At 63.9% G+C, this 24,037-nt stretch carries 17 protein-coding genes and 1 pseudogene; 8 read left to right on the top strand and 10 right to left on the bottom strand.

Annotated elements, in window-relative coordinates; translation table 11 throughout:
* Window positions 1-9: 9 nt before the first annotated feature.
* Together IRI77_RS13255 and IRI77_RS13250 are read right to left on the bottom strand one after the other, a co-directional pair.
* On the bottom strand, window positions 10-2,229 hold the full coding sequence (locus IRI77_RS13255) for a GumC family protein (protein ID WP_194452524.1): 2,220 nt from the start codon (window positions 2,227-2,229) through the stop codon (window positions 10-12).
* 24 nt (window positions 2,230-2,253) lie between these two features.
* Complete coding sequence (locus tag IRI77_RS13250) at window positions 2,254-3,234, bottom strand: polysaccharide biosynthesis/export family protein (RefSeq protein ID WP_194452523.1); 981 nt, start codon at window positions 3,232-3,234, stop codon at window positions 2,254-2,256.
* Window positions 3,235-3,523: 289 nt separating this feature from the next.
* Between IRI77_RS13250 and IRI77_RS13245 the strand changes: the two genes are divergently transcribed.
* The 4 genes from IRI77_RS13245 to IRI77_RS38025 all read left to right on the top strand — a co-directional run bounded on the left by IRI77_RS13245 (window position 3,524) and on the right by IRI77_RS38025 (window position 9,976).
* Window positions 3,524-4,885: a GNAT family N-acetyltransferase gene (locus IRI77_RS13245; RefSeq protein ID WP_194452522.1), complete on the top strand. Its 1,362-nt coding sequence runs from the start codon at window positions 3,524-3,526 to the stop codon at window positions 4,883-4,885.
* A 23-nt stretch (window positions 4,886-4,908) separates the two neighbouring features.
* A complete protein-coding gene (locus IRI77_RS13240) occupies window positions 4,909-8,223 on the top strand; it encodes a S41 family peptidase (protein WP_194452521.1) in 3,315 nt (1,104 codons plus the stop codon).
* A gap of 126 nt (window positions 8,224-8,349) precedes the next feature.
* Window positions 8,350-8,928: a peroxiredoxin family protein gene (locus IRI77_RS13235; RefSeq protein ID WP_228486722.1), complete on the top strand. Its 579-nt coding sequence runs from the start codon at window positions 8,350-8,352 to the stop codon at window positions 8,926-8,928.
* 121 nt (window positions 8,929-9,049) lie between these two features.
* Window positions 9,050-9,976 (top strand): GGDEF domain-containing response regulator, encoded by a 927-nt coding sequence (locus IRI77_RS38025; protein ID WP_228486832.1) that lies wholly within the window; start codon window positions 9,050-9,052, stop codon window positions 9,974-9,976.
* A 90-nt stretch (window positions 9,977-10,066) separates the two neighbouring features.
* Here the strand turns inward: IRI77_RS38025 and IRI77_RS38020 are convergent.
* Together IRI77_RS38020 and IRI77_RS13225 are read right to left on the bottom strand one after the other, a co-directional pair.
* Window positions 10,067-11,407 (bottom strand): annotated as a pseudogene (locus tag IRI77_RS38020) (N-acetylmuramoyl-L-alanine amidase); the annotation flags it as partial.
* A 128-nt stretch (window positions 11,408-11,535) separates the two neighbouring features.
* On the bottom strand, window positions 11,536-12,258 hold the full coding sequence (locus IRI77_RS13225) for a lytic transglycosylase domain-containing protein (RefSeq protein ID WP_228486831.1): 723 nt from the start codon (window positions 12,256-12,258) through the stop codon (window positions 11,536-11,538).
* Between the two features lie 72 nt (window positions 12,259-12,330).
* Between IRI77_RS13225 and mobA the strand changes: the two genes are divergently transcribed.
* Window positions 12,331-12,888, top strand: coding sequence for a molybdenum cofactor guanylyltransferase (gene mobA / locus IRI77_RS13220; RefSeq protein WP_194452519.1), 558 nt, complete (start codon window positions 12,331-12,333; stop codon window positions 12,886-12,888).
* Window positions 12,885-13,643: an ABC transporter ATP-binding protein gene (locus IRI77_RS13215; RefSeq protein WP_194452518.1), complete on the top strand. Its 759-nt coding sequence runs from the start codon at window positions 12,885-12,887 to the stop codon at window positions 13,641-13,643. The genes mobA and IRI77_RS13215 overlap by 4 nt, the downstream gene beginning before the upstream one ends.
* On the opposite strand, the gene IRI77_RS13210 is transcribed toward IRI77_RS13215, so the two are convergent.
* The 4 genes from IRI77_RS13210 to IRI77_RS13195 form a co-directional block, all read right to left on the bottom strand.
* Window positions 13,633-14,868, bottom strand: a complete 1,236-nt coding sequence (locus IRI77_RS13210; protein WP_194452517.1) for an SH3 domain-containing protein — start codon at window positions 14,866-14,868, stop codon at window positions 13,633-13,635. The two genes, IRI77_RS13215 and IRI77_RS13210, sit on opposite strands and share 11 nt — an antisense overlap.
* 70 nt (window positions 14,869-14,938) lie before the next feature.
* Window positions 14,939-16,132, bottom strand: coding sequence for a pyridoxal phosphate-dependent aminotransferase (locus tag IRI77_RS13205; protein ID WP_194452516.1), 1,194 nt, complete (start codon window positions 16,130-16,132; stop codon window positions 14,939-14,941).
* Window positions 16,133-16,161: 29 nt separating this feature from the next.
* The gene (coaD, locus tag IRI77_RS13200; RefSeq protein ID WP_194452515.1) at window positions 16,162-16,662 is read right to left on the bottom strand and encodes a pantetheine-phosphate adenylyltransferase; all 501 of its coding nucleotides are present in this window, start codon (window positions 16,660-16,662) and stop codon (window positions 16,162-16,164) included.
* 107 nt (window positions 16,663-16,769) lie between these two features.
* On the bottom strand, window positions 16,770-18,131 hold the full coding sequence (locus IRI77_RS13195) for a Gfo/Idh/MocA family protein (protein WP_194452514.1): 1,362 nt from the start codon (window positions 18,129-18,131) through the stop codon (window positions 16,770-16,772).
* A gap of 35 nt (window positions 18,132-18,166) precedes the next feature.
* On the opposite strand from IRI77_RS13195, the gene IRI77_RS13190 reads away from it, so the two are divergent.
* Entirely contained in the window at window positions 18,167-20,155 is a 1,989-nt protein-coding gene (locus IRI77_RS13190) for a YjhG/YagF family D-xylonate dehydratase (RefSeq protein ID WP_194452513.1), read from the top strand.
* A 22-nt stretch (window positions 20,156-20,177) separates the two neighbouring features.
* On the opposite strand, the gene IRI77_RS13185 is transcribed toward IRI77_RS13190, so the two are convergent.
* Window positions 20,178-20,666, bottom strand: a complete 489-nt coding sequence (locus tag IRI77_RS13185) for a hypothetical protein (RefSeq protein ID WP_194452512.1) — start codon at window positions 20,664-20,666, stop codon at window positions 20,178-20,180.
* An 87-nt stretch (window positions 20,667-20,753) separates the two neighbouring features.
* Between IRI77_RS13185 and IRI77_RS13180 the strand changes: the two genes are divergently transcribed.
* On the top strand, window positions 20,754-22,847 hold the full coding sequence (locus IRI77_RS13180; RefSeq protein WP_228486721.1) for a S46 family peptidase: 2,094 nt from the start codon (window positions 20,754-20,756) through the stop codon (window positions 22,845-22,847).
* A gap of 7 nt (window positions 22,848-22,854) precedes the next feature.
* Here the strand turns inward: IRI77_RS13180 and IRI77_RS13175 are convergent, their stop codons facing one another.
* Complete coding sequence (locus IRI77_RS13175) at window positions 22,855-23,970, bottom strand: substrate-binding domain-containing protein (RefSeq protein ID WP_194452511.1); 1,116 nt, start codon at window positions 23,968-23,970, stop codon at window positions 22,855-22,857.
* Window positions 23,971-24,037 lie beyond the last annotated feature (67 nt).

Raw genomic sequence — 24,037 nt, 5'->3', positions numbered from 1 at the left:
GGTGGATCCTTAGGACGCCAGGGTGAGCCCTTCCGGCTCCCAATCGTTGAGCACGGTGCCGAGGACCTTCACGCCATCGCTGGAGAGCTGCTGCAGGGCCTTGGAGGCGACCTCGACCGGTACCCGGTTGGCGCGGATGACGAAGGCGACACCGTCGGCCTGACGGGCCAGGCCGCGCGCGTTGGCGGAGCGCAGCACCGGGGGTACGTCGACGATGACGGCGTCGTACTCGGAGCGCAGCAGCATCATGAGTTCGGCGACGCGGAGGTTGTCGACCAGGGTGGTGCCGTGGCCGGAGCGGCCGGCGGGCAGGAAGAGCAGGCCCGGCATCGCCGTGACGTAGATGGAGTCGATAATTTCGCGGGTCCGTTCCTGGGGCGCAGTGGCGACCAGATCGTAGTAGCCGTAGTCGTTCGGCACGCCGAAGATGTCGTGCAGCCGGGGGTTCTCGCTGTCGGCGTCGACCAGCAGGACGTTACGGCCGGCTTCGGCGAGGGACAGGGCCAGGTTGCAGGCCAGATTGGTGCGGCCTTCCCCGGCCTCGGCGCTGGTGATGGCGATGACCTGCGGGCGGCGTTCGCACTGCGGGGAGTAGAGCAGGGAAGCGAGGACGCTACGGTAAGCGTTGGCGACGGCCGGGTTGCGGCGCATCTTGAGCAGCGCTTCGAGCTGCTCCCCGTGACCCTGCACGGCGGCGGTCTGGCCGGAGGTGGGCCGCATGGGCAGGGCGGGGCGGGCATTGTCGGTGAGGGCCCAGGGGGCGGAGGGGATGGCGCCGAGCATGGGCGAGCGCAGGCTCTGCGCGGCATGGTCGGGGCTCTTGATGCGGCGATCCTTGCCTTCGACCAGCAGGACCGTGAGCAGGCCCAGGAAGCCGCCGCCGAAGAGGCCGATGGCGCCGTACATGCGCTTGTTCGGTTTGATGGGCAGTTCGGGCTGGGCGGCGGAGTCGAGCAATTGAACCGTGTTGGCCTGCGAAGCGGAGGAGATGTTGGCTTCGCGGAACTTCTGGCGGGTGGACTCGTAGAGGACGCGGTTGGTGTCCACTTCGTGGCGCAGGGCGGTGTAGCGCACGTCCAGGACGGTCTGGCCGTTGACGAGGCGAGCCTGGCTTTCGAAGTCGGACTTCAAGGCGTCTTCGCGAAGCTGGGCGGATTCGTAGGCGCCGCGGAGGCGTTCGAGGGACAGGCCGCGTTCGCGGTCCATCGCGTTCTGGACTTCAGTGAGTTCCGCCTGAATCTGCTGCACCTTATAATGACCGGGCTTGAAGATCCTGGCTGCCTCGGCCAGCTTCTGGCGCAGTTCGGTCTGGCGGGCGCGGTAGGCGCGGAGGGTGTCGCTGTCGAGGAGGCCGTTCTCCTGGGCGGCGGCGGTGGCACGGGCCAACTGGTAGCGCGACTGCTCAGCGATGCGGGCGTCCTGGGCGGTGCTCAAGGCGGACTGGAGCTGACGGAGGCGGGCGTCGGCGACGTCTTCCTTCTCCGGGATGCTGGTGCGCTGATTGCGACGGACAAAATCTTCGAGCTGCGCTTCAGACTTCTCGAGGGTGGCGCGGAGCTCATCCACCTGGCCGGCCAGGCTCTCCGCCGTGTGGCGGGTGCCGCTCACGCGGCGTTCCAGGGACTGTTCAGCGAATTCAGAGGCGAGCGTGTTGGCGAAGCGGGCGGCGAGGGCGGGATCCTGCGCCTGAAAGAGGATCTCCAGGATGCGGGTCTGGCCGAAGAGGCGGACGGTGAGGCGGTCGTGAATCTTTTCGAGCAGCTTCTCGCGGGTGGGAATGGGCTTGGAGGCGCCGCCGCGGAACTCCGGGCGATCGGCGAGATTGGTTTTGGCGGCGACGCGCACCAGCAGGGAGTCGCTCTGGATCAGCCGGAGCTGGGTTTGGAGGTAAGGCTCGATGAGGATGTCGGCGTTGGAGCTGGGGTCGAGCGTCCGGCTGTTCAGGTAGTCGCCGTTGGGGCTGTTGATCTCAATGGACGCCTTGGCTTCGTAGACCTTGGCCTGGGAGAAGGCGAGCGTGACGGCGAGCGCGGCGCCGGCCGCGACAAAGGCGGTCATGAGGATCCAGCGCTGCCGCAGCGCACTGAAGATGCCGCCGAAGCTGGCGAACTCGTGGGCCTCAGAGTTGCGGGGCAGTTCGGCGAGCATCGGCCGGGCGGGGATCACTTGAGCGACGCTGGTGAGCTGGCCATCGCCGGACGCCCACGCTGTTGAATTCAGTTGCTTCATGTCTATCTCCTCCTCCGCCGTTCCCTACCGCCGCCAGATCACGACGCCGGTGCCGATCTGCACCGCCGCTTCCACGGCCCGCAGCGTGGCCGACTTTGGCGCGCTGTTGGGGATGAAGAGCACGTCGTCCGGCTGAAGTCCCATGTCATTGGTCTTGCCCGAGAGGATGGAAGCGATGTCCACGGGGATTTCCTTCTTGCCCGGGCCGGCGTCCAGGGTGGGGCGCAGGATGCGGGCGTTCTTGCGGCCGGCGGTCGGCATGAGGCCTTCAGAGAGGGCCAGGGCCTGCAGCACGGAGAGGGTCTCCTGCTCACGCAGTACGAAGCCGCCGGGCTTGCGGACTTCGCCCATGACGTAGACCAGGCGGCCGCGCGGGATGCTGATGACATCGTCGGGGCGGACCAGGATGTTCTCGGCGGGGTTTTTGGCGGACATCAAATCGGATACGCGAACTTCGCCGACGAAGTATTCGCCGGTGGCGTCGAGCCTGGCCGCGGCCAGGGGCAGGGCGCCCTGGGTCCGGACGCGGGTGATGCGCACCATGCTGCCGGCGTCGTCGCGCAGGCCGCCGGCTCCGGAGATCATTTCCAGCAGCCGCTTCTGGCCGTGCAACTGGTAGACGCCCGGGGTGACCAGCGCGCCGATGACGGAGACGGGATGGCTCTTCATTTCGACCAGTTCGACCGCGACTTCCGGCTCGACCAGGAATTCCGCCAGGCGCTTGCGCATCTGATCGGAGAGCTCGTTGACGGTGAGGCCGGCGGCCTTAATGCGGCCGATCAGCGGCAGTTGCAGAGTGCCGTCGTCGCCGATGCGAATCGGTTTGTCGGAGATCTCGGCCACGTGCATGGCGCGGATGATCACTTGATCGCCGGCGCCGAGCTGATCGGAGTTGCGGGCCTGATCAATGCCGCTTGCGGGTAGGATGGCCGCCGCGAGTACGACGGCAAATGCGGCCAGTCTCCTCCACGTATTGCCTTGCAGTTTCCAGGTCTGGTTAGTCATGATCCCTCTGGTGTTCCGGCGCCCCATCTGACCGAGGCGGGCTACCGGAATCGCCCCACAAACGAAGTCTGATGGTTAAGTGCGAGACCCGCCATGGATTGGTGGTACCAGCGCGTACCAGGACTAGGGACTACCCGAGAGTTTGTCGAACCATAGTTCCAGTACCGGAAGGGTGGGGTACTAGAGCCGTTCTCTCTCACGCCTTAGAGCCGCCGTCAGGCCTGATAGAGAGGTGAGTGCCAGGATTGCGGGCACTTATGCGCCATGGCGCTCACTAAGGAGGAATGGGATGTCTCTACTGGTTACCGTGTGGCGGACAGAGGAAGCCGCTCGGCCGCATTATGTCCCTTTTCTTCAAGAACATGCACCCGGACCGTTTCAATGCGCGGGCTGGCTGCATCATTATTGGGACTCCATCCGCCGGCTGGCCGGGGCGCGGGCCTTCTTCGTCGGCGTGTTCCGGGAGGGGCAGATGGTGGCGTTTGCGCCGTTCGCCCTGACTACCCTGGGCGGTGGGGTGACGCGGCTGGGTTTCGCCACGGATGGGCGGGCCGATCGACAGGGGCTTGCCGGCGAGTGTTCGGAAGAGGTGCTGGGTGCGGTCCGGGATGCATTGATGGACGCACCGCAGCCCCTGGTGGCGGATTGGCGGGAGCTGGCGGATGGGGATCCTCTCCTGAAGCTACTGCCGGGCGCGGAGTCGATGACGGTGCAGGGTTGTCCTTACCGTGTCCTGACGCCCGGGACGGCGGAAGCGTCGAAGTCGAACAAGAAGTTCCAGCAGCGCATTCCGTCCTATGAGCGGCGTTTGGCCGCAATGGGCCAGTATGAGTTCCGGACGATCGATTTCGATGCCCAGCGGGCTGAGGCCCTGGCCTTGCTGCCGCAGCTTTTCGAGATCCACGACCTGCGGCATGCGGCCAAACGGAACGCTTGGAAGAAGGACGCGAATCGAGACTTTCTGCTGTCGCTGCTGCGGGATGAACTGCCGTCGCACCTGATGGCGTTCGTCAGCTATGTGGATGGGGTTCCAGTCGCGTTCGACCTGGGGTTCCGACACGGTAGTACTTTTACGCTGTATATCCCTGCGTTTCACCCGGCTTTTGAAAAGTACCGGCTGGGGCACGTGAACCGGGCGCGATCGTACGAGGCCTGTTTGCGCCTGGGATTGGAACTTTATGACTTTTCCAGGGGGAGGTCGTTCGCGAAACAGGTTTGGGCGCATGGGGAGGTGCTGAGTTACGACTGCATTGCTCCGGTGGGTGGCTCGTGGCGGGCACGGATGGCGGCCCGGATGCTGGTGGGGTCGCGGCGGCTGGTCGCGTGGAGCCGGGAGCGGGGCTATAACCAGAAACTGGGCGCCTGGCGCGAACGGCTGGCCTGGCCGGTTGCCCCAAAGGCGGCTCCGGTTGCCACGCTTGCCTGGCAGGGAACCCGGCCACTGCGCTACCGGCTGATCCAGGATCTGCCGCTGGAGACGATCACCGGCATAGTGGAGTATGTTTTCGCACTCGAGCGGAATGCGGGACTCGAGCTGGAGTGGACGAGTTCGTCCGCCCTTCGTGTGTCAAATCTGGAGGCCGAGCCGCTGCTGTTGCACCTGCCTGAAGCCAAAGGTAATTTACAGGAGACAGCGCTGGCCAGGAGGTAGAATCAGGAATCTGGAGGTTCCTGATGCCTCGTCTCGCCGGGCTCTTTTTCCTTGTCGCCGCAGTTTCCTGTTCTGCCTACGGGCAAGCGAATCCGCCCCTGCTGGCCCAACAGCCTACATTGAGCGCTACCCAAATCGCCTTCGTCTTCGCGGGGGACTTGTGGACCGTTCCGCGAGCCGGCGGGGCGGCCACGCGCCTGACCACGAACGCGGGGGTGGAAGCGGATCCTCACTTCTCGCCGGATGGGGAATCGATTGCCTTCACGGGGCAGTATGACGGGAACACGGATGTCTTCGTTGTTGCCGCGACCGGAGGGGTGCCGCGCCGGCTGACCTATCATCCGGCGGCCGACATCGTCCGGGGCTGGACGCCGGATGGAACGCGGGTCCTTTTCTCCTCGTCGCGCACCAATTTCAATTTCACCGAACAGCTCTTCACCGTGGCTGCGAGCGGCGGTCCGGCGTCGAAGCTGCCACTGCCCATCGCCTACGAAGCCAGCTATTCGCCGAAGCAGGACAGTATTGCTTATGTCCCGCTGGCGCGCGCGTTTCAGGTGTGGAAGCGGTATCGGGGCGGGCGGGCGACTCCGGTCTGGATTGCGCACCTGGCCAGCAGCAAGGTGGAGAAAGTCCCAAGGGATGGCTCCAATGACTACTGCCCGATGTGGGTGGGTGACAAGGTCTATTTCCTGAGCGACCGGAACCCGGGCGGCAAGGCGTCGCTGTGGGTGTACGACACGAAGTCGAAGAAGGTCGCGCAGGCTGCGCCGAATACGGGCATGGACTTCAAGTCGGCGTCGGCGGGGCCGGGCGGGATCGTGATCGAGCAGTTTGGTCAACTCCAGTTGTTCGATCTGAAATCGGGGCAGCTCAGCCCTGTCCGGATCCAGATTGAAGGGGACGTTTCGGAAGTGCGGTCCAAGCTGGTGGATGTGGGGAAACGGTTGACGAATGCCCACATCTCGCCGACGGGCGCGCGGGCGCTGTTCGAGGCGCGGGGCGAGATTCTGACGGTGCCGGCGGAGAAGGGCGATGCCCGGAACCTGACGGAGTCGCCGGCGGTGATGGACCGTGATCCGGCGTGGTCGCCGGACGGGCAGTGGATTGCTTACTTCTCCGATGAGTCTGGAGAGTATGAACTGCAGGTGAAGGACTCGCTGGGCACGCAGGCTCCGCGGAAGTTCCGGCTGGAAGAGAAGCCGACATTCTATGGTTCGCCGCGCTGGTCGCCGGACAACAAGAAGATCGCCTATACGGATGCTCACCTGAATATCTGGTACCTGGACCTGGAGCAGAAACAACCGGTGAAGGTGGCCAAGGATCGCTATCAGTTTCCCAGTGGGGATCGCGCGCCGGCGTGGTCGCCGGATAGCCAGTGGCTGGCCTACACGCAGCGGCTGCCCAACTATCTGGGCGCCGTGTTCCTCTATTCGCTGGCGGACGGGAAGAGTACTCAACTGACGGATGGGATGAGCGACGCGCAGAATCCGGTGTTCGACAAGGGCGGGAAGTATCTGTACTTCTCAGCGAGCACGGACTCGGGTCCGACGCTGGAGCCGGATGTGCACAGTATCGGCACGTCGCAGACGCGCAGCCTGTACCTGGCGGTGCTGTCGAAGGCCGATCCGTCGCCGTTCGCTCCGGAGAGTGATGAGGAAAAGGCGCCGGAGAAGAAAGCTGAGGGCGAGAAGCCCCCGCCGAAGCCAGAGGAAGCCAAACCGGCCTCGCCGGCCAAACCCGAGCCGCCCAAGCCGGTGGTGGTCAAGATCGATTTCGACAAGATCGGGCAGCGGATTCTGGCGGTGCCGATGCCGCCGGCGGAGTACTTCCGTCTGCAGGTTGGGAAAGAGGGGAACCTGTTTGCGCAGGCCTCAGTGGCGCGTGGGGCCGGCGGACCGCCCGGGTTCGCGGTGCACCGCTATGACCTGAAGCTGCGCAAGTCGGATGTGGTGGCGAGCGGTGTGCGGTTCTTTGAAGCCTCCGCCAACGGCGAGAAGATGCTGACGGCGACGGGCGACAACTGGACGATCCAGGCGTTCAAGCCGATGCCACCCAACGGTGCTCCGGCAGCGCCGCCCCCTTCCGGACCGCCGGCGGCGGCAATGAAGACCGAGGGATTGCAGGTGAAGTCCGACCCGAAGGCCGAGTGGATGCAGATGTACCGGGATGCGTGGCGCATCCAGCGGGAGTTCTTCTACGACCCGAATCTGCACGGTGTGAACGTGGCGGACTATTCAAAGAAGTATGAGAAGTATGCGGCGGCGGCGATGTCGCGGCGGGATCTCAACTATGTCCTGGCGGACATGATGGGCGAACTGACGGTGGGCCACCTGTTTGTCGCGGGCGGCGAGCAGCCAGAGGTGAAGACGGTGCCGACGGGCCTGCTGGGCTGCGACTACAAGATCGAGAACGGGCGCTACCGGTTTGAGCGGATTCTGGATGGCGAGAACTGGAACCCCGACGTGAAGGCGCCTTTGACGCAACCCGGAGTGAACGTGCAGGAGGGCGAGTATCTGCTGGCGGTGAATGGCCGCGACGTCGTGGCGGCGGAGGATGTCTACAGCTACTTCGAAGCCACGGCGGGCAAGCAGACGGTGCTGCGCGTGGGGCCGAATCCCAACAATGAGGGGTCGCGCGAGGTGGTGGTGACCCCGATCCCGAACGAGTCGAGACTGCGGAACCTGGCGTGGGTGGAGTCGAACCGCCGCAAAGTGGATCAGATGACGAACGGCCGGGTGGCTTACGTCTACATGCCGGATACTGCCAACGGCGGGCTGGCCAACTTCACGCGCTATTTCTACGCGCAGGTGGGCAAGGATGCGGCGATCATCGACGAACGGTTCAACGGCGGCGGGTTGCTGGCCACGGACATCATCGAAGTGCTGAATCGCAAGCGCATGAGCGCGGTGGCGACGCGCGACGGCGAGGACGAGGTGCAGCCGCAGGGCGCGATTTTCGGGCCCAAGGTGATGATCATCAACGAATACGCGGGGTCGGGCGGCGATGCGATGCCCAACTACTTCCGCCGGGCCAATACTGGGAAACTGGTGGGCAAGCGGACGTGGGGCGGACTGGTGGGCCGCGCGGGCGCTCCATCGCTGCTGGACGGCGGCTTTGTCTCGGCGCCCAGTTCCGGCGTCTGGGGTCCGAATTCGCAGTGGGATACGGAGAATATCGGTGTGCCCCCGGACGCTGAAGTGGAGAATGATCCCGAGCTGATCCGGCAAGGCAAGGATCCGCAACTGGAGAAGGCTGTCGAATTGGTGTTGGCCGACCTGGAGAAGGCTCCAGTGGCGAAGCCAAAGCGGCCGGCGTATCCGAACTACCACAAGCCTTAGGGCGGGATTGCCGGAATAATCCGCTCCTATAGATGGATAGATAGGTGGGCGGGCTGTCACCGCGCCGGTGCAGTTCCGGCGGAGGCATCGCGCCCTGACTTTCTACCTTCCCAAGGAGCTGCCGCTTTGTCCTTTCCCCTCTCTTCCACGGGCGTCGCCCGTCTGTTCCGGCTGCCGTCTCTCGTCCTGGCGATAGCCGCATCCTGTTGGGCGGACCCTCCGGCCATGGGCCAGGCCGCTCCTGACTTCAGCCTGGTGTCGCTCTCCGGCCAGACGGTGCGGCTTTCGAGCGCGACGCAGAACAGCGATGTCGTGCTGGTGGTGCTGCGCGGCTTTCCCGGTTATCAATGTCCGGTCTGCAATCGGCAGGTTCAGGATTATGTACACAATTCGCAGGGCTTCGCTGATGCCGGGGTGCGTGTGTTGCTGGTCTACCCGGGGCCGGCCGGCGAGGTGAAGGAGCGGGCTCGTGAGTTCGCCTCCGATAAGAAGCTGCCGGCGCACTTCGACCTGTTGCTCGATCCCGATTATCAGTTCACACAGGCGTATGATCTGCGCTGGTCAGCAAAAGGGGAGACTGCGTATCCCTCCACCTTCCTGATCGACAGAAAGGGTCGGGTGTATTTCTCGAAGACCAGCAAGACTCATGGCGGACGTACGACGGCGGCCGAAGTTCTGGACTTGATTCGCACTCAGAAACGCTGAAAATCCACTTACGCAGCCCCGGTAGGATTGCTCTTCCCACGTACTGCTGGTACCTTTTGTGGTGGGGAGGCGCAAATCCGCCGGGGCTGATAACATTGGGATTAGCCGTGATTTCAGTGCGATGAAAATCTTAGTCGCCGATGACAGTTTGTTAATGCGCCGGCTCCTCGAATCGACTCTTCAGGGTTGGGGATATGAGGTCGTTACCGTATCGAGTGGAGACGAAGCGTGGGCGTGTCTCCAGAAGGAAGACGCTCCGCCACTGGCGATCCTCGATTGGATGATGCCGGTCCATACCGGGCCTGAGCTGTGCAAGTTGATGCGCACGCTGGCGCGGCCGGTCTACACATACATCATCCTGCTGACCTCACGCGCATTGCGCGAGGACATTGTCGAGGGGTTGGGCGCGGGCGCCGACGACTACGTGATCAAGCCGTTCGACAAGCACGAATTGGAAGTACGGTTGCGCGCGGGGCGGCGGATCATCGATCTGCAGGCTGAACTGATGCGGGCACAGGAAGCGCTGCGCATCCAGGCTACACGCGACGGGCTGACCCGTACCTGGAATCGCGCCGCGATTCTGGAGATTCTCGACCGGGAAGTGATTCGCGCTTCCCGCGAGCGCCGCCCGCTGGGTGTCGTCATGCTGGATCTCGATCACTTCAAGCGGATCAACGACGAGTATGGGCATCTTTCCGGCGACGCCGCGCTGAGCGAAGCCGCGCGGCGTGTGGGCAGTTGCATTCGTGCCTACGATGCGTTTGGCCGGTACGGCGGCGAAGAGTTTCTGGTGGTTGTGCCCGGCGCGGAAGATTCCGGGCTGATCTCGCATGCGGAACGGCTGCGGGTGGCCATCGAAGCCTCTCCGTTCTGCCTGAGCGGTCAGAACGTGAGCATCACCGCCAGCTTTGGCGCCTGCACCATGGTGCCGACCCTGCCCTCGGACGCCGAGTTGCTGATCCGATCCGCCGACAATGCGCTGTATGAGGCAAAGCACCGCGGCCGCAACAGCGTGGTGTTTCACCCGGTCGTGTCGGCTTCGTCCTAGCGGCTGGCTTCTGATCGCGTGGAAGGTTCGGCTGAAACCACCGCCCTGTGTGCCTTGACCCAGGCTTTCAGCGTACTGCTGGATCCCCTTGAATAGCGCCTCAGCCAGTCTCTGGCGCTGGTCCGGCTTGCGCAACAGGGCCTCATCCCGCGGGTTGCTGATGAAGCCGATCTCCGCCAGTACAGAGGGCATCGAAGCGCCGATCAGTACCACGAACGGGGCCTTCTTCACCCCGCGATTCTGGGCGGTGGAGTCCATCTTCGACCATGTGGACGCGAGTGACGCCTGGACGCGGGTGGCAAACTCCCGCGATTCTTCCAGGCGGTCCTTCAGGGCGATCTTCTGGATGAGTTCGCGCAGTTCGAAGACCGACTTGCCGGCGCCGGCATTCTCGCGGGCGGCGACTTCGGTGGCTTCTTTCGAAGTCGTGAAGTTCAGGTAGTAGACTTCCGCTCCGGAGATGTTGCGGTAGCTGGTGGCGTTGGCGTGGATGGAGAGGAACAGGTCGGCGCGGTTCTTGTTGGCCAGGACGGCCCGCTCTTCCAGGCCGACATAGGTGTCGTTGGAGCGGGTGTAGATCACCTGGCTGCCCATGCGCTGCTCGATCAAGGCGCCGAGGCGGAGGGAGACGTCGAGGACCAGGTCCTTTTCCGTGAGCCCCGTGGGGCCGGTGGTGCCGTGATCGTGACCACCGTGGCCGGGATCGATGACGACTCGTTCCACTTTCAGGCCAAGGGCGCGGGTGAGGGAACGGCCGCCGGTCGAGTTCGGGCGGGCCGGCTTGGGCGTTTCGTCGGGTGCGTTGGAAGAAGGTGGAATGACGGGTTCGGGCGGAGCCGGTTCGGGTTCGACGGTTTTCGGCGGTTCCGCAGGTGTGGCGGCCGCCATGGTCACCTGCTTTCCGGCGGTCTTCCCTGTGGGCGTGGAGACGGTTCTTGCCTGTGTCGGCGCCGGCGGCGGGGGTGAGGATTTCACCGGCTCCGGCCGTTCCACAACTGGCGGCTTGGCGGCGGCGGTGCGGACCGGTTCCGGCCTTGGCTCTTCCTTGACGGGCACGTCAATTTTCTCCACCCCGGTGCGGCTCTGCGTGATGGTGGTCTCACTAGCCTTTGAACCGCTGGGGCGGACTTCAATGATGATGCGGGTGGGGTTGGTGAGGACCGAAATCTCCTGCTCGACAGGGCCTTCGAGGTCGAGTACGATGCGCATGACGCGCGGGTCCTTCTGCGCCACGCGGATCTGCTTGACCAGCTTGTCGCCCACCTTGACGGTGTAAAAGGCCTTGTCGTTCAACCGCATGCGGGTTTCGCTGAGGTCGACGAACAGACGGTCGGGATTGGTCAGTTTCTCAAACTTGTATTTGACCTCGGAGCTGACCTCGAGGGCGACCCGTGTGGCCTGGCTGAGAGACCAGAAGCGGACGGACGTCACGGCCGCGAGCGGCTTCGTTTCGGCGGTTTCGGCCGAAGCAGCGCTGCTGGAAAAGACGAAGCCCAGGGCTCCGCAAAGAGCCAGCCGGGAGAGCGATGCTCGAGTTTTCGTCCTGGCCAGAAAGCCTCCTAGCGAGTCCTCAGAACCATACGGCCCTCGGAATCCGTGGTCACCTCAAGGTGGCGCAAGGGTTCCGGCTGAGGCTGTTGCGGGATCGGGGCGATGACGGCGGCGGTTTCCGGTTGCTGGCGTTTGCGAGCCTCACCGTAGGATTTGCCGACGCGATCGACGTACTGCACGGTCTCTTTATAGGGTGGAACGTTACCGTACTTCTGCACGGCGCCCTCGCCGGCGTTATAAGCGGCCAGGGCGAGACGGTCGTCCTTGAACATTTCCTGAAGATATTTCAGGTACTTGACCCCGGCAGTAATGTTTTCCTCAACATCGAAGCTGTTCAGGGCTCCGAACCGGCGCGCGGTTGCCGGGATGAGCTGCATGAGGCCTTCGGCGCCTTTGGGCGACACGGCGGTGGGGTTGTAGTTGCTTTCGGCGCGGATGACGGAGTGGACCAGCAGCGGATCGACCGCGTGCGCTTTGGCGGCACGCTCTACGATCTCGCCGACATTGATTTCAGCGCCAGTGGCCGAAGCCTTGATCGTCTTCGGTGTAACTTCTTTACTTGCAGTGGGATGCGAGACAATAGTGGTACTGCGCACGAGCCGCCCCGTTTTGGCATCGGGCCGCACGGTGGTCACCACGCGCGACGCGGGTTCAGCCGCTGCCGCCGTGGCCGCCAAGGCCAGGCTGAAACAGAACGCCATCAATTTGTTGTACTGATTATAACGAGCCATGCGCTGCAAACAAATGGAGTTTTGCCTGAGCCCGGGCCCGGATTGGGCACGAGCCGCTGCTAAGATTGTCTCATGAGCGTCGCCGGCTTCGTGCTGACGGGGGGCCACAGCAGCCGGATGGGCCGCGATAAGGCCATGCTGCCATATGGGGATGGGACCCTGGTGGAGTGGGTGGCGGGTGTCGCCCGCGATGCCGCCGGGGTGGTTTATCTTGTTGGCGCGCCAGAACGTTATGTCCATCTGGGGCTCTCCTGCCTGCCCGAAAGATATCCCGATTGCGGGCCGCTGAGCGGCATTGAGGCGGCGCTGCGGCAGGGCTACAACTGGAACCTGATTCTGGCCTGCGACATGCCCCGGTTGGACGTGGGTTGGCTGCAGCGGATGGTGCGATGCGCGATTGAGGGGGAGAAGCCCGCTGTCGCTGCGGCGCATGGGGGCGGACGGGTGGAACCGCTGTGTGCCGTTTACCACGCGGGGCTCCAGCCGGTGTTTGCCGCGGCGCTGGAGCAGGGCCGGTACTCGGTCCGGAAGTTATTGGATACAATCGACTTTACGCGGTTTCCTGTGGATGATGAGGAATACGTGGCGAACCTGAATACGTCGGACGAGTGGGCGCGGTGGAGCCAATGATCGACAAGTTTCCGCATTACATCGAGTTCCAGCATGTCTATAAGACGTTCGACCACCCCGTTTTAGTCGACTGCAACTTCTACATTGATCCAGGTGAGACGCTGGCGATCATCGGCCGCAGCGGCGTGGGCAAGAGCGTGAGCCTGTTCCACATCATGGGGTTCCTGAAGCCGGATTCGGGCCGGGTGATTGTTGCGCACCAGGACATCACAGAGTTGTCGGAAGCCGAACTGCGGACCATTCGCCGCAAGGTGACCATGGTCTTCCAGAGTGGCGCCCTGTTCGATTCGCTCACCGTCGGCGAAAATATCCTCTTTTCCCTGGAGTTGCGGGACGACTACGACGCGGCGAACAAGATGGACGTCGTGCGCGGCCTGCTGGAGATGGTGGATCTGGCGGAGTTCGAAGATGCCTATCCGGCGGACCTGTCCACAGGCTACCGGCGGGCGGTGGCGATTGCGAGGGCACTGGCGGCCCAACCGGAGTGCGTGCTGTACGACGAGCCGACCACGATGGTGGACCCGATCATGTCGGACCAGATGGCTTCGCTGATGCTGCGGCTGAAGAAGCAGTTGGGACTGACGTCACTCGTGGTGACGCACGATCTCGACCTGATGCGCCGGGTGGCGGACCGGGTGGTGTTCCTGTACGAAGGCAAAGTGATCTATTTTGGAGCGGTTTCCGAGATGGAGAAGTGCGATCACCCGCACGTCAGGGAGTTTCTGGCGATGGACCGGGTGGACTTCAGCGCTTGATGCGCTTCTTCACGTCTTCGTAGAGCCCTTTCGCGGTGTCCCGCCAGGACTTGTCGGGCTGTTTTGGCGGGGTGGAACTGATGGCGGATTTCGTCACGGTATTCCATGGTGCGGGTAGCTCCGCTTCGTGCCGGGCCGTCACCCGGGCACGGAAGTTGTTGATACTGTACTCGCGTTCAACGTATTTACCATCTTTTTCCTCGACGATGACGCGGAAGCTGGTGGCGGGTGAGCCGTTCAGGACGATGGGCAGGTAGCCCTTCATCCCGCGCTCGATGAACGACGTCTCATATCGGTGGCGGCGGACGTTCCAGATGAAGATGCGTAGGGAGTCGAACTCAAAGGGTACGCCGCGCTGGGCGAGCGAAGCCCACATCCAGACGGGCTTGTCGACACCGTGGTCGTTCACTTTGCCGATGTTGAAGTAGGCGGTGATGCGGGCCCGCTCGGCATACTGCGCCACTTCATCCGGAATCGCCATCAACAACATACGGGCCAGTACCCAGCCGGCCTGGCCCTCTTTGGAGCGGATGAGGGTCCAGTCGTCCATGGGGACGGCGGGCGGCTGCGGTTTGGGCTCGTCTTTGTCGACCTTCTCGCCCTGTTCCGGAATGAAGCCGTCCGGATTGCCGGAGAGTTCGAGCCAATTCGCGGGTACGCCGGGCGCCTTGCCGGGGGGCGGGGGCGGGTCCTTCGGGGCCGCTTTCTTGCGGGACTTCTTGGCGGCGACCAGGAACGGTTCGGTCTTGAGGAAGTCGGGAGCGGTGAAAGGGATGCGCGGGGCCCGCTCATGGGCGACGACTTCCACCTGCTGGTCGTGGCGGATCTGAAAGAAGCTGGGGGACTGGCGGTTGGGCAGGTTGTGAACGTTCAGAGCCTCGAACACCGAGGCACGCCCCTGCGATGGAGAGCCGGCCGCCCGTTCGGCCAGGTTCTTGAGATCGGTCATGTTCTCCGGCGAGAGGAGTTGGCGGCCGTCGACCCAGCCTTCCGCATCGGAGGAGGTGCGTACGCGGTAGAAGCCGCGGCGGCGGCCGATAAGGGCGAGGCGTTCGCCGTGTTTGGCGGTGGCGACGAGCGCGGCGCGGGCTGTGAGTTCCTGGCGGATCTGGAGGGTGGCCGGGCCAACGAAGGCCTCTCCGAGTACAGGATCCCGTGGTGGACCGGAGGAGCAGCCCGCCAGAAGGGCGAGCGCGAAAGCAGGAAGTAGAAGTCGGCGACGCATGCCGCAGTAGCGGTGACGAACTATCAGGATAGCAGCGTCACCGCCAGCAGCACGATGTTGCAGAAGCAAACTAGGCAGAGTACTTCTTGACGAAACTTTCCAGGCGGTCCAACCCCTTCTGAATGTTCTCCATGGAGGTGGCGTAGGAGATGCGGACGTGCTTCTCGGTGCCGAAGGCCTCGCCAGGCACGGCGGCCACATGGGCCTCGGCCAGGAGTTTTTCTGCGAATTCCATGGGGGTGCGCAGGCCGTTGGGGCTGAGCGCGCCGCTGATGTTGGGGTAGGCGTAGAAGGCGCCGCGGGGTTCGGCGCAGGTGATGCCGGGGATGGCGCGCAGGCGCCCGATGACGTAGTCGCGGCGTTTGCGGTACTCGGCGAGCATGACGTCGACCGAATCCTGGGGTCCGTTGAGGGCCTCGATGGCGCCTTTCTGGGCAATGGAGGTCGGGTTGGACGTGGAGTGGGATTGCAGCTTGATGATCGCCGTGCAGACTTCGGCCGGAGCGAGGGTGAAGCCGATGCGCCAGCCGGTCATGGCATAGGTCTTGGAGAGCGAGCCGGCTACGATGACGGTGTCCTTCATGCCGGGCACGGAGGCGACGGAGTAAGGATCGCTGTCATAGAGGAAGCGGCAGTAGCACTCGTCGGTCATCAGCCAGATGCCGCGCTTCTTGGCGAGGTGGGCGATCTTCTCGAACTCGGCCTGCTCGACCAGCGCGCCCGACGGGTTGCAAGGCGAATTGACGATCATGAGGCGGGTTTTGGGGGTGATGGCCTTCTCGACCTGGGCGGCGGTGAGGGCAAAACCCTCCGCTTCGCTGGTTTCGACGAGCACGGGTTTGCCGCCGGCGTAGTTCACGACGTCGTAATAGGTCACCCAGTAGGGGATGGGGATGATGACCTCATCGCCATCGCCCACGAGCGCCTGCGTCATATTAAAGATCGCGTGCTTACCGCCGACGGAGACAACGCACTCGGGGACCGAGTAGCTGGTGCCGTAATCCGCCTTGTGGCGATCGACGACGGCCTGGCGCAGTTCCTGCACGCCCGGCATGGCCGTATAGCGCGTGAAGTTCTGGTCCAGGGCGGCGATGGCGGCGCGTTTGATGTTATCCGGGGTGGGGAAGTCCGGCTCGCCGACGCCGAAGTCGACAACATCCACGCCGGCGCGGCGGAGTTTCTCTGCCTCGGCCGAAACACGGGCCGTGGACGAGACGCTAATAAGAGAGATTCGATCTGCGAGGTGGGATGACGCTTGTTGCATTCTGGTAAGCTGCTCTGACTGGATGTGGATTATGCCCGTCCCAGGAAACGCTGCTTGAGCTTTTCTTCGACGGAAGGTGGAACGAGACCGCTGATATTGCCGCCCAGCCCAATGACCTCTTTCACCAGCTTGGAGCTGATGAAGGAATAAGCCTCTCCTGCCATCATAAACATTGTTTCGATCTCAGGGGCGAGGCGGCGGTTCATCAGGGCCATCTGCAACTCGTACTCATAGTCAGAGATGGCGCGGATGCCGCGCAGAAGCAACTTGGCCTGCTTCTGGCGGGCGTAATCGACCAACAACCCATCGAAGCAGTCCACTTCCACGTTGCGAAAGGGACTGGCGACCTCGCGCAGCATGGCCACCCGCTCCTCCAAAGTGAAAACGGGGTGCTTATGGGCGTTGCGCAATACCGAGACGACCAGCTTGTCCACGAGTGGAGCACAGCGCTGGATGAGGTCCAGGTGGCCGTTCGTAATTGGGTCAAAGCTGCCGGGGTAAACCGCGACGAGGGGGTTATGACTGGGCAAAACAGGGGTCTCCAGAACCGGGGCAGGTCCTTTTTTGATTATAACGCCTTCTTCTGAAGGCGCGGCATACTATCAGTTTTGCTTCAATTCGCATCGCCCCGGCCAAACTACGATAGTAGCCCTTTCAGAACCCGGTCCCAGGGTTTCCGGTACGGGCGTTCGAGCATGGCCGCGGCTTCGGGGTCGTTCAGGATCTCTTCTTTGTCCGGATCCCAGCGGATTTTGCGGCCGGTGCGCAGGCTGATGTTGGCGAGATGGCAGGCGACGGCGGTCTGGTGGCCATCCTCGACATCGGCGACGGTGCGTTCGCGGGATTTGATGCAGTCAAGGAAGTTGCGGACGTGGGCGCGGAACTGGTCGTCGGAGGAACCGGGGACCTTCATGGCCTGAATCCAGGGCTCGGGCGTGACGGCTTCGCGTTTGGGTCCGCCTTGCGGCTGGCCCTTGAAAACAGGAATCGCGTTGCCGGGCGGCATCTTTGTATCCGGGAGGACTTCGAAGCCGGCGCGGTTGATGAGCAGGGCTCCCTTAGTTCCGGCGTACTCGCTGCCTCCGGGCGGGCGGCGGCCCAGGCAGGCTTCGCGGTGGGACCAGATGGCGGTGAACTTATCGTATTCAAAGAGGGCGTCCTGGGTGTCGGCGGTTTCGCCGTCGTCTTCCAGGGCGAAGCGGCCGCCGGAGGAGGAGACGGCGCGCGGACCTTTCTGGCCGGTGACCCACTGCACGATGTCGAGTTCGTGGGCGGCGAGGTTCGTCATCTGGCCGCCGGAGAAGTCCCAGAACCAGCGGAAGTGATAGAGGCCGCGATGAGGCTGGTAGGGGCGGGCTGGCGCCGGGCCGAGCCACATGTCGTAATCGAAGTTCTCGGGCTGCGGTTCGGCGGGCTTGCCGAAGCCGGGCATGATGTTGCGGAAGGCGGCCATGCGGACGGAGAGCAGTTTGCCGAAGTACTGTTCCTGCACGAGCTTGCGGGCGGCCTGGTAGTGGACTCCGCTGCGTTGCTGGGTGCCGACCTGGACGACGCGCTTGTGACGCCGGACGACCTGGGTCATCCAGCGGCCCTCGCGCACGAAGAGGGTCATGGGTTTCTCGACGTAGACGTCCTTGCCTGCAGCGCAGGCCATCATGGTCAGCAGGGCATGCCAGTGATCGGGCGTGGAGACGACGACGGCGTCGATGTCTTTCTCGTCGAGCAGACGGCGGAAATCGCGGTAGCCGCGCGTCTTGGTGCCGGGCCGGGCTTCGCAGGCGGCAATGCCCTCGCGCAGGCGGGGCTCGTAGGTTTCGGCGAGGCCGACGAGGTCGACATCGTCCTGGCTCTTGAAGTCGAAGACGTGCTGGGCGCCGATGAGGCCGTAGCCGATGAAGCCGACGCCGATGCGGTTGTTGGCGCCCGCGACCCTGGAGTAGGAAGCCGCGGTGAGTGCGCCGATGGCCGCGCGTCGAGTAACTGGTCCAGCCTCTGACATGCGGGCGATTCTATCATTGAGAAGAACCAACTGCCATGCCAGCAATCACGCAAGTGCCCAGTCTCACCTCGATTCTCGACTCCGGTGACCCGACGATGTTTGCGCCGCCCACGAAGACGCGCGGTCCGCAGGGGCAGTTGCCCTTCACGGACGACATGCTACGCAACGCCCCCAGCGGCGATCTGTTCGGCTGGACGATGAATGCCGGCATGGGCTGGGATCCGTCGAAGCTGGGCGGCAAGGAGGTGTTGATCCTCAGCACGCATGGCGGCTTGCGGGCGGCTGACGGGACGCCCATCGCCCTGGGCTATCACAGCGGCCACTGGGAGGTGAACCTGCTGGTGGAGGCGGCGGCGCGCGAGTTGAAGGGGCTGGACGCGGTGCCGTTCGCGGGCTACTGCTCGGATCCGTGCGACGGGCGGTCGCAGGGGACGACGGGCATGTTCGATTCGCTGCCTTACCGCAATGACGCGGCGCAGATCTTCCGGCGGCTGATCCGGTCGCTGCCGCGGCGCAGCGGCGTGCTGGGCGTCGCCACCTGCGACAAGGGGCTGCCGGCGATGATGATGGCGCTGGCGGCGCAGCATACGCTGCCGTGCATCCTGGTGCCTGGCGGCGTGACGCTGCTGGCCGAGGAGGGTGAGGACGCGGCGGCGATCCAGACGATTGGGGCACGTTTCGCGCATGGCAAGATTACGCGCGAATACGCGGCTGAGATGGGGTGCCGGGCGTGCGCGTCTCCGGGCGGCGGGTGTCAGTTCCTGGGTACGGCGGCTACGGCGCAGGTGGTGGGCGAGGCGCTGGGTATGTCGTTGACGCATTCTGCGCTGGCGCCTTCGGGTCAGCCGGTGTGGCTGGACATGGCGCGGCGGTCGGCGCGGGCGGTGCTGTCGATGGAGTCGCGCGGGTTGGGCATGCGCGACATCCTGACTCCGGCGGCGCTGGAGAACGCGATGGCGGTGCACGCGGCGTTCGGCGGGTCGACCAACCTGATCCTGCATCTGACGGCGATTGCGTACCACGCGGGCCTGAAGCGGCCGGCGGTGGACGACTGGGCTCGCGTGAATCGCAGCGTGCCGCGCATCGTGGACGCGCTGCCGAACGGGCCGAAGCATCACGCGACGGTGCAGGTGTTTCTGGCGGGCGGCGTGCCGGAGGTGATGCTGCACCTAAGGAAGGCGGGGCTGCTGGACACCAGCGTGCTGGTGGCGTCGGGCCAGACGCTGGGCGACGCGCTGGACTGGTGGGCACAGAGCGAGCGGCGGGCCGTGCTGCGCAAGACCCTGTTGGCGCGCGATGGCATTGATCCGGACAACGTGATCATGTCGCCGGACGAGGCGCGGCATCGCGGGCTGACGGCGACGGTGTGCTTCCCGATCGGGAACCTGGCTCCGGAAGGGGCGGTGATCAAGAGTACGTCGATCGACGCGAGTGTCGTGGACGCAGACGGGGTGTACCGGAAGGTGGGCCCGGCCCGGGTGTTCGTGACGGAGCCCGCCGCGATTGAAGCGATCAAGGCCGGACAAGTGAAAGAGGGCGACATCCTGGTGCTGGCCTGCCGGGGTCCGATGGGCGCCGGCATGGAGGAGACGTATCAGCTGACAAGCGCGCTGAAGTTTCTGCCATTCGGGAAGCACGTGGCCCTGCTGACGGATGCTCGGTTCAGCGGCGTGTCGACGGGCGCCTGCATCGGCCACATTTCGCCGGAGGCGCTGGCGGGCGGGCCGATCGGGAAGCTGCGGGAAGGGGACGTGATCGAGATCGTCGTCGACCGCAACCGGCTGGAAGGTACCGTGAACCTGGTGGGCGAGGCTGGGACGGTGTTTGGGGCGGAGCAGGGGACTCGGGTTCTGGCGGAGCGGGCTCCGCGGCCGGACCTGGCTCCGGATAAGGATCTGCCGGCGGATACGAAGTTGTGGGCGGCCTTGCAGGATGCCAGCGGTGGGACGTGGGGTGGGGCGGTGTATGACGTGGAGCGAATTGTGAAGTTACTGGCGGCGGGGCGGCGGGCGTTGGGCGAGTAAAAGGGGCACCTTCAGTGCTCCGTTAGTTCACTGTCGGGGGATTGTCTCCGTGGATGCGCAAGTCCAGGTCCATGAAGAGACGGCCCCAGAGGATGGAGTCGGCGCGGCCGGCCTTGCTGCAAAGGAGATAAAGGCGGCCCACAAGATCCACGGCCTCTTCCGATTCAAAGCCTCGCATGAAATCGGAAGTCGGCCAGATATGGCCGGCAGTGGTTGGATTCGCGGTGTACATTTCGTCCAGCAGGCTGAACACCTGGAGCCGGGCTTCGTGCGCTTCCTCTTCCTGGCCGGTGACCTCCAGCGAAGCCGAGACCTTCACCCAGGTGAGGACACATAGAAATTGAAGCACGCGGACGTCGTCTTCTTCGATGGCGGGGAAAGTGTCGACGACTTCGAAAGCGTGGCCAAAGGCGCGGTTGGCCCCATCGGTGTCACCTCGTTGCAGGGCGACCTCGCTTTCCTGCCAGCAAGTCCGGATCTCTTCCGCGCACCGCCCCATTTCCTGTGTCATTGCGCCTCCGTCCCTTCGATTGGAGCCTTCAATATATGCTGAAGTCGTGCGTTTGTGAAGGCGCACTTTGAGAAGGAAGTTTTCACCGTGAACCGAACCTGGATGAAATTGAGTGTCTGTCTGACCCTGACAGCCGCGCTGGGAATGGCCGAAGAAGGCAAATGGACTCCGCAGCAAGTGCTCCAGTTGGACCCGCTGTGGTTGAAGAAACAAGGTCTGCAACTGCCGGTTTCGCGGCTGTGGGACCAGAAGCGCGGCACCGGCCTGCTGGCCGCCGCCGTGAACATCGGCGGCTGTTCCGCCGGCTTCGTTTCCGCTACGGGTCTGATCCTGACGAATCATCACTGTCTCTTTGGCATCCTGCAGGAGCATGCGAAGCCCGGGCGTGATCTTATCACCGATGGCTTTCTCGCGAAGAGCCAGGAAGAAGAACTGCCGGGCCGCACGACGCGTGTGACCGTGCCGCGGAAGTTCACCGACGTCACGAAGGAGATCGAAGCCACGGTACCGGCGGGCGCCGACGATCTGGCGCGCAACGCGGCCATTGAGGCGAAAGAGAAGGCATTGGTGAGCGAGTGCGAGAAGACGCCAGGGGCGCGTTGCAAGGTGGCGGTGTTCGACGGTGGCGTTCAGTATGTCCTGATCGACAGCTTTGAACTATCGGATATCCGGCTGGTGTATGCGCCGCCGAGGGCGATTGGCGAGTATGGCGGCGAGATCGACAACTGGATGTGGCCGCGGCACACCGGCGACTTCGCGATGGCGCGGGCCTATAAAGACGGCAAACCATACAAGCCGGAGTTCTTCTTTCCGCTCTCGAAGACGGGAGTGAAGACCGGCGATTTTGTGATGGTGCTTGGGTATCCCGGGCGGACTGTGCGTTCGCTGACTTCGGATGAAATGGTGGGGCAGCGGGACTACTGGTTCAAGCTGCGTTCGGAGATTTATGGCGGATGGCTGAACCTGCTGGAGCAGACGACCAAAGGCAGCCCGGAAGGGGCGATTGCCGTGGCGGCGACGCAAAAGACGCTGGCCAACGTGTCGAAAAATGCAGATGGCCAACTAGCGGGACTGAAGCGCGGCCGGACGATCGAGAAGCAGGCAAAGGCGGAAGAGGCCGTGATGACGTGGATCGGCACTCATCCTGAATACGCCAAAGCCGCGGAGGCGAAACAGGGTCTGGATCGCCTGGCGGCGGAGAAGCGCAAGACCGGCACTCACGATTTCCTGCTGGGCACGCTGGTGGGCAACCCCCTGGCGCTCAAGTTCGCAACCCGTCTGGTGCGGCTGGCGGCGGAGCGTGAGAAGCCCGACATGGAGCGTGAGGCCGACTACATGGAGCGCGAGTGGACGCGGATGCGGGCCACGCTGGAGCGCGACCAGAAGAGCTACTACCGTCCGGCCGATCAGGCTTTGTTTGCGTCCCTGGTGGCGCATGCCATGAAGCTGGGGCCGGAGGAGCGGATCGAGGCCTTTGACAAGATCTTCGGCGACGGTAAGGTCGACGAGACGCTGGAGTTTCTGTATGGCCGCACGAAGGTGCTGGACCTGAACGAGCGCCTGAAGATGTTCCAAGAGTCGACGGAGCAGTTGAAGGCGCGCAAGGATCCGCTGTTGGGCCTGGCATTCGCGCTGGAGCCCGAATTGAAGACCTGGCAGCAGCGGGCTCGTGCCCAGGATGGCGCGGTGGCCCGTCTGCGTCCGGAATGGCGCAGGGCCGTCATCGCGCATGCGGGCAAGCCTGTGGCTCCCGATGCCAACTCGACCTTGCGGGTGAGCTTCGCGCACGTGAAGGGGTATACGCCGCGCGATGGTGTGATTTATACGCCCCAGACGACGTTGGCCGGCATGCTGGAAAAAGAGACGGGCGAAGAGCCGTTTAAGCTGCCCGCAAAGGTGATGGCCGCGGCGGCCAGGGTGGATGCATCGAAGGTGCCGCTGGACTTCCTGGCGGATGCCGATACCACGGGCGGAAACTCGGGCAGCCCGACTGTGAACGGGCGCGGCGAACTGGTAGGCCTGAACTTCGACCGCGTGTGGGAGAACGTCTCGAACGATTTCGGCTACAACCCGGATGTGGCGCGGAATGTGAATGTGGACATCCGCTTCTTCCTGTGGCTGCTGAAGGACGTGGACCACGCCGACGGGATCCTGAAGGAGCTCGGCGTGGCGGCGCAATAGACCGGGCTCAGCCCAGGTCGGTGTTGGCCGGGTAGAAGTTCTCGAGATTGTCGGCGTGCAGGACGACGTGGTCAGTGTAGACGGCCGGCGTCACCTGCTCGCCGTCGACAATCGAACAGGCGAGGCGGATCAGGCGGTCGCCATAGCGTTCGGGAAAGAAAGCAACGGAAGCCAGCAGGCAGTTGCCGCGGCGGCGGATGGCGGCGCGGCCTTCCCGGGCGGCGTTATGCCCGACGATGACGACGTCGCGGTCGCGGGCTGCTTCGCGTACGGCTTCCATGGCTCCGATGGCGCTGAGGTCGTTGAAGCCGGAGACCAGCAGGCGGGTGCCGGGCTTGAGTTGGCGCAGCAGTTTGGCCATCAGGTGCTTGCTGGAGTCCTGATGCGCGTCGCCTTCCAGGTGGATGACCGAGGATTCGGCGATGGGGCCGAGCACGTCCTGGAGTCCCACTAAAACTCCGGCCAGGCGGGCCTGGACGTTGGTCTTGGTCTTGGGGCCTTCCACGAGCACGATGCGGTCGAAGCGGCCGCGCCACTTTTCGCGGGCATAGTGGCCCAGGGCCTGGCCGGCGAGTTTCCCGGCCTGATAGTTGTTGGCCCCGAAATAGATGCCGCCCTGGATGGGGCGCTCGACCGTGATGAAGGGGATGCCGGCTCCGAAGAAGAGGTCGGCCACCATGTAGCCCAGGCGTTCCACCGGCTGGAAGAGCATCGCGACATCCACGCGCGCGTCGACCATCTCCTGGGCGTTTCTTAGCGCGGTGGCGCTGTCTTCCTCGTCGTTGTGGCGCAGCATGACGTAGCTGCCGGCGCGGGCGGCGGCGCCTTCAATGGAAGCCTTCACATCGACACGGAACTGGTTGCCCTCGAGCGGAGCCAGGTAGCCCACCAGTAAACGGCGGCGGCGCGTGGTGGAGCGGTAGCGTTTGTCCTGCGAGCGATGGATGTAGCCGCGCTCTTCGAGGGTCGTGAGCAGGCGATAGACGGCCAGGCGCTGCAGGCCAGTGAGGGAGGCGATTTCCTGGATGGTGACGGGGTGGTCGGCCTTCTCGACAGCCTCAAGAACGGTGAGCCCTTTGTCGAGCATGGTCGGCCCGGCGGACTTCACTGCTTTTTTGCTCACCAATTCTCTTGACATCTTCATGAATCTGCCATAAAACTACAGTGCTTCAGATGCACGTTAGTGTTCA

Origin of the sequence: Paludibaculum fermentans, assembly GCF_015277775.1 — a bacterium.
GTDB lineage: Bacteria > Acidobacteriota > Terriglobia > Bryobacterales > Bryobacteraceae > Paludibaculum > Paludibaculum fermentans.
Note: the sequence above shows the minus strand (reverse complement) of the source record. Positions and strands in the feature narration are given on the sequence as shown.

What these genes read in the sequence shown, in the direction of transcription:
- IRI77_RS13185 (WP_194452512.1), bottom strand. Translation starts at nt 20,666, where the DNA reads ATGACACAGGAAATGGGGCGGTGCGCGGAAGAGATCCGGACTTGCTGG.
- mobA (WP_194452519.1), top strand. Translation starts at nt 12,331, where the DNA reads ATGAGCGTCGCCGGCTTCGTGCTGACGGGGGGCCACAGCAGCCGGATG.
- IRI77_RS13250 (WP_194452523.1), bottom strand. Translation starts at nt 3,234, where the DNA reads ATGACTAACCAGACCTGGAAACTGCAAGGCAATACGTGGAGGAGACTG.
- IRI77_RS38025 (WP_228486832.1), top strand. Translation starts at nt 9,050, where the DNA reads ATGAAAATCTTAGTCGCCGATGACAGTTTGTTAATGCGCCGGCTCCTC.
- IRI77_RS13215 (WP_194452518.1), top strand. Translation starts at nt 12,885, where the DNA reads ATGATCGACAAGTTTCCGCATTACATCGAGTTCCAGCATGTCTATAAG.
- IRI77_RS13240 (WP_194452521.1), top strand. Translation starts at nt 4,909, where the DNA reads ATGCCTCGTCTCGCCGGGCTCTTTTTCCTTGTCGCCGCAGTTTCCTGT.
- IRI77_RS13205 (WP_194452516.1), bottom strand. Translation starts at nt 16,132, where the DNA reads ATGCAACAAGCGTCATCCCACCTCGCAGATCGAATCTCTCTTATTAGC.
- IRI77_RS13255 (WP_194452524.1), bottom strand. Translation starts at nt 2,229, where the DNA reads ATGAAGCAACTGAATTCAACAGCGTGGGCGTCCGGCGATGGCCAGCTC.
- IRI77_RS13210 (WP_194452517.1), bottom strand. Translation starts at nt 14,868, where the DNA reads ATGCGTCGCCGACTTCTACTTCCTGCTTTCGCGCTCGCCCTTCTGGCG.
- IRI77_RS13195 (WP_194452514.1), bottom strand. Translation starts at nt 18,131, where the DNA reads ATGTCAGAGGCTGGACCAGTTACTCGACGCGCGGCCATCGGCGCACTC.
- IRI77_RS13245 (WP_194452522.1), top strand. Translation starts at nt 3,524, where the DNA reads ATGTCTCTACTGGTTACCGTGTGGCGGACAGAGGAAGCCGCTCGGCCG.
- IRI77_RS13225 (WP_228486831.1), bottom strand. Translation starts at nt 12,258, where the DNA reads ATGGCTCGTTATAATCAGTACAACAAATTGATGGCGTTCTGTTTCAGC.
- IRI77_RS13190 (WP_194452513.1), top strand. Translation starts at nt 18,167, where the DNA reads ATGCCAGCAATCACGCAAGTGCCCAGTCTCACCTCGATTCTCGACTCC.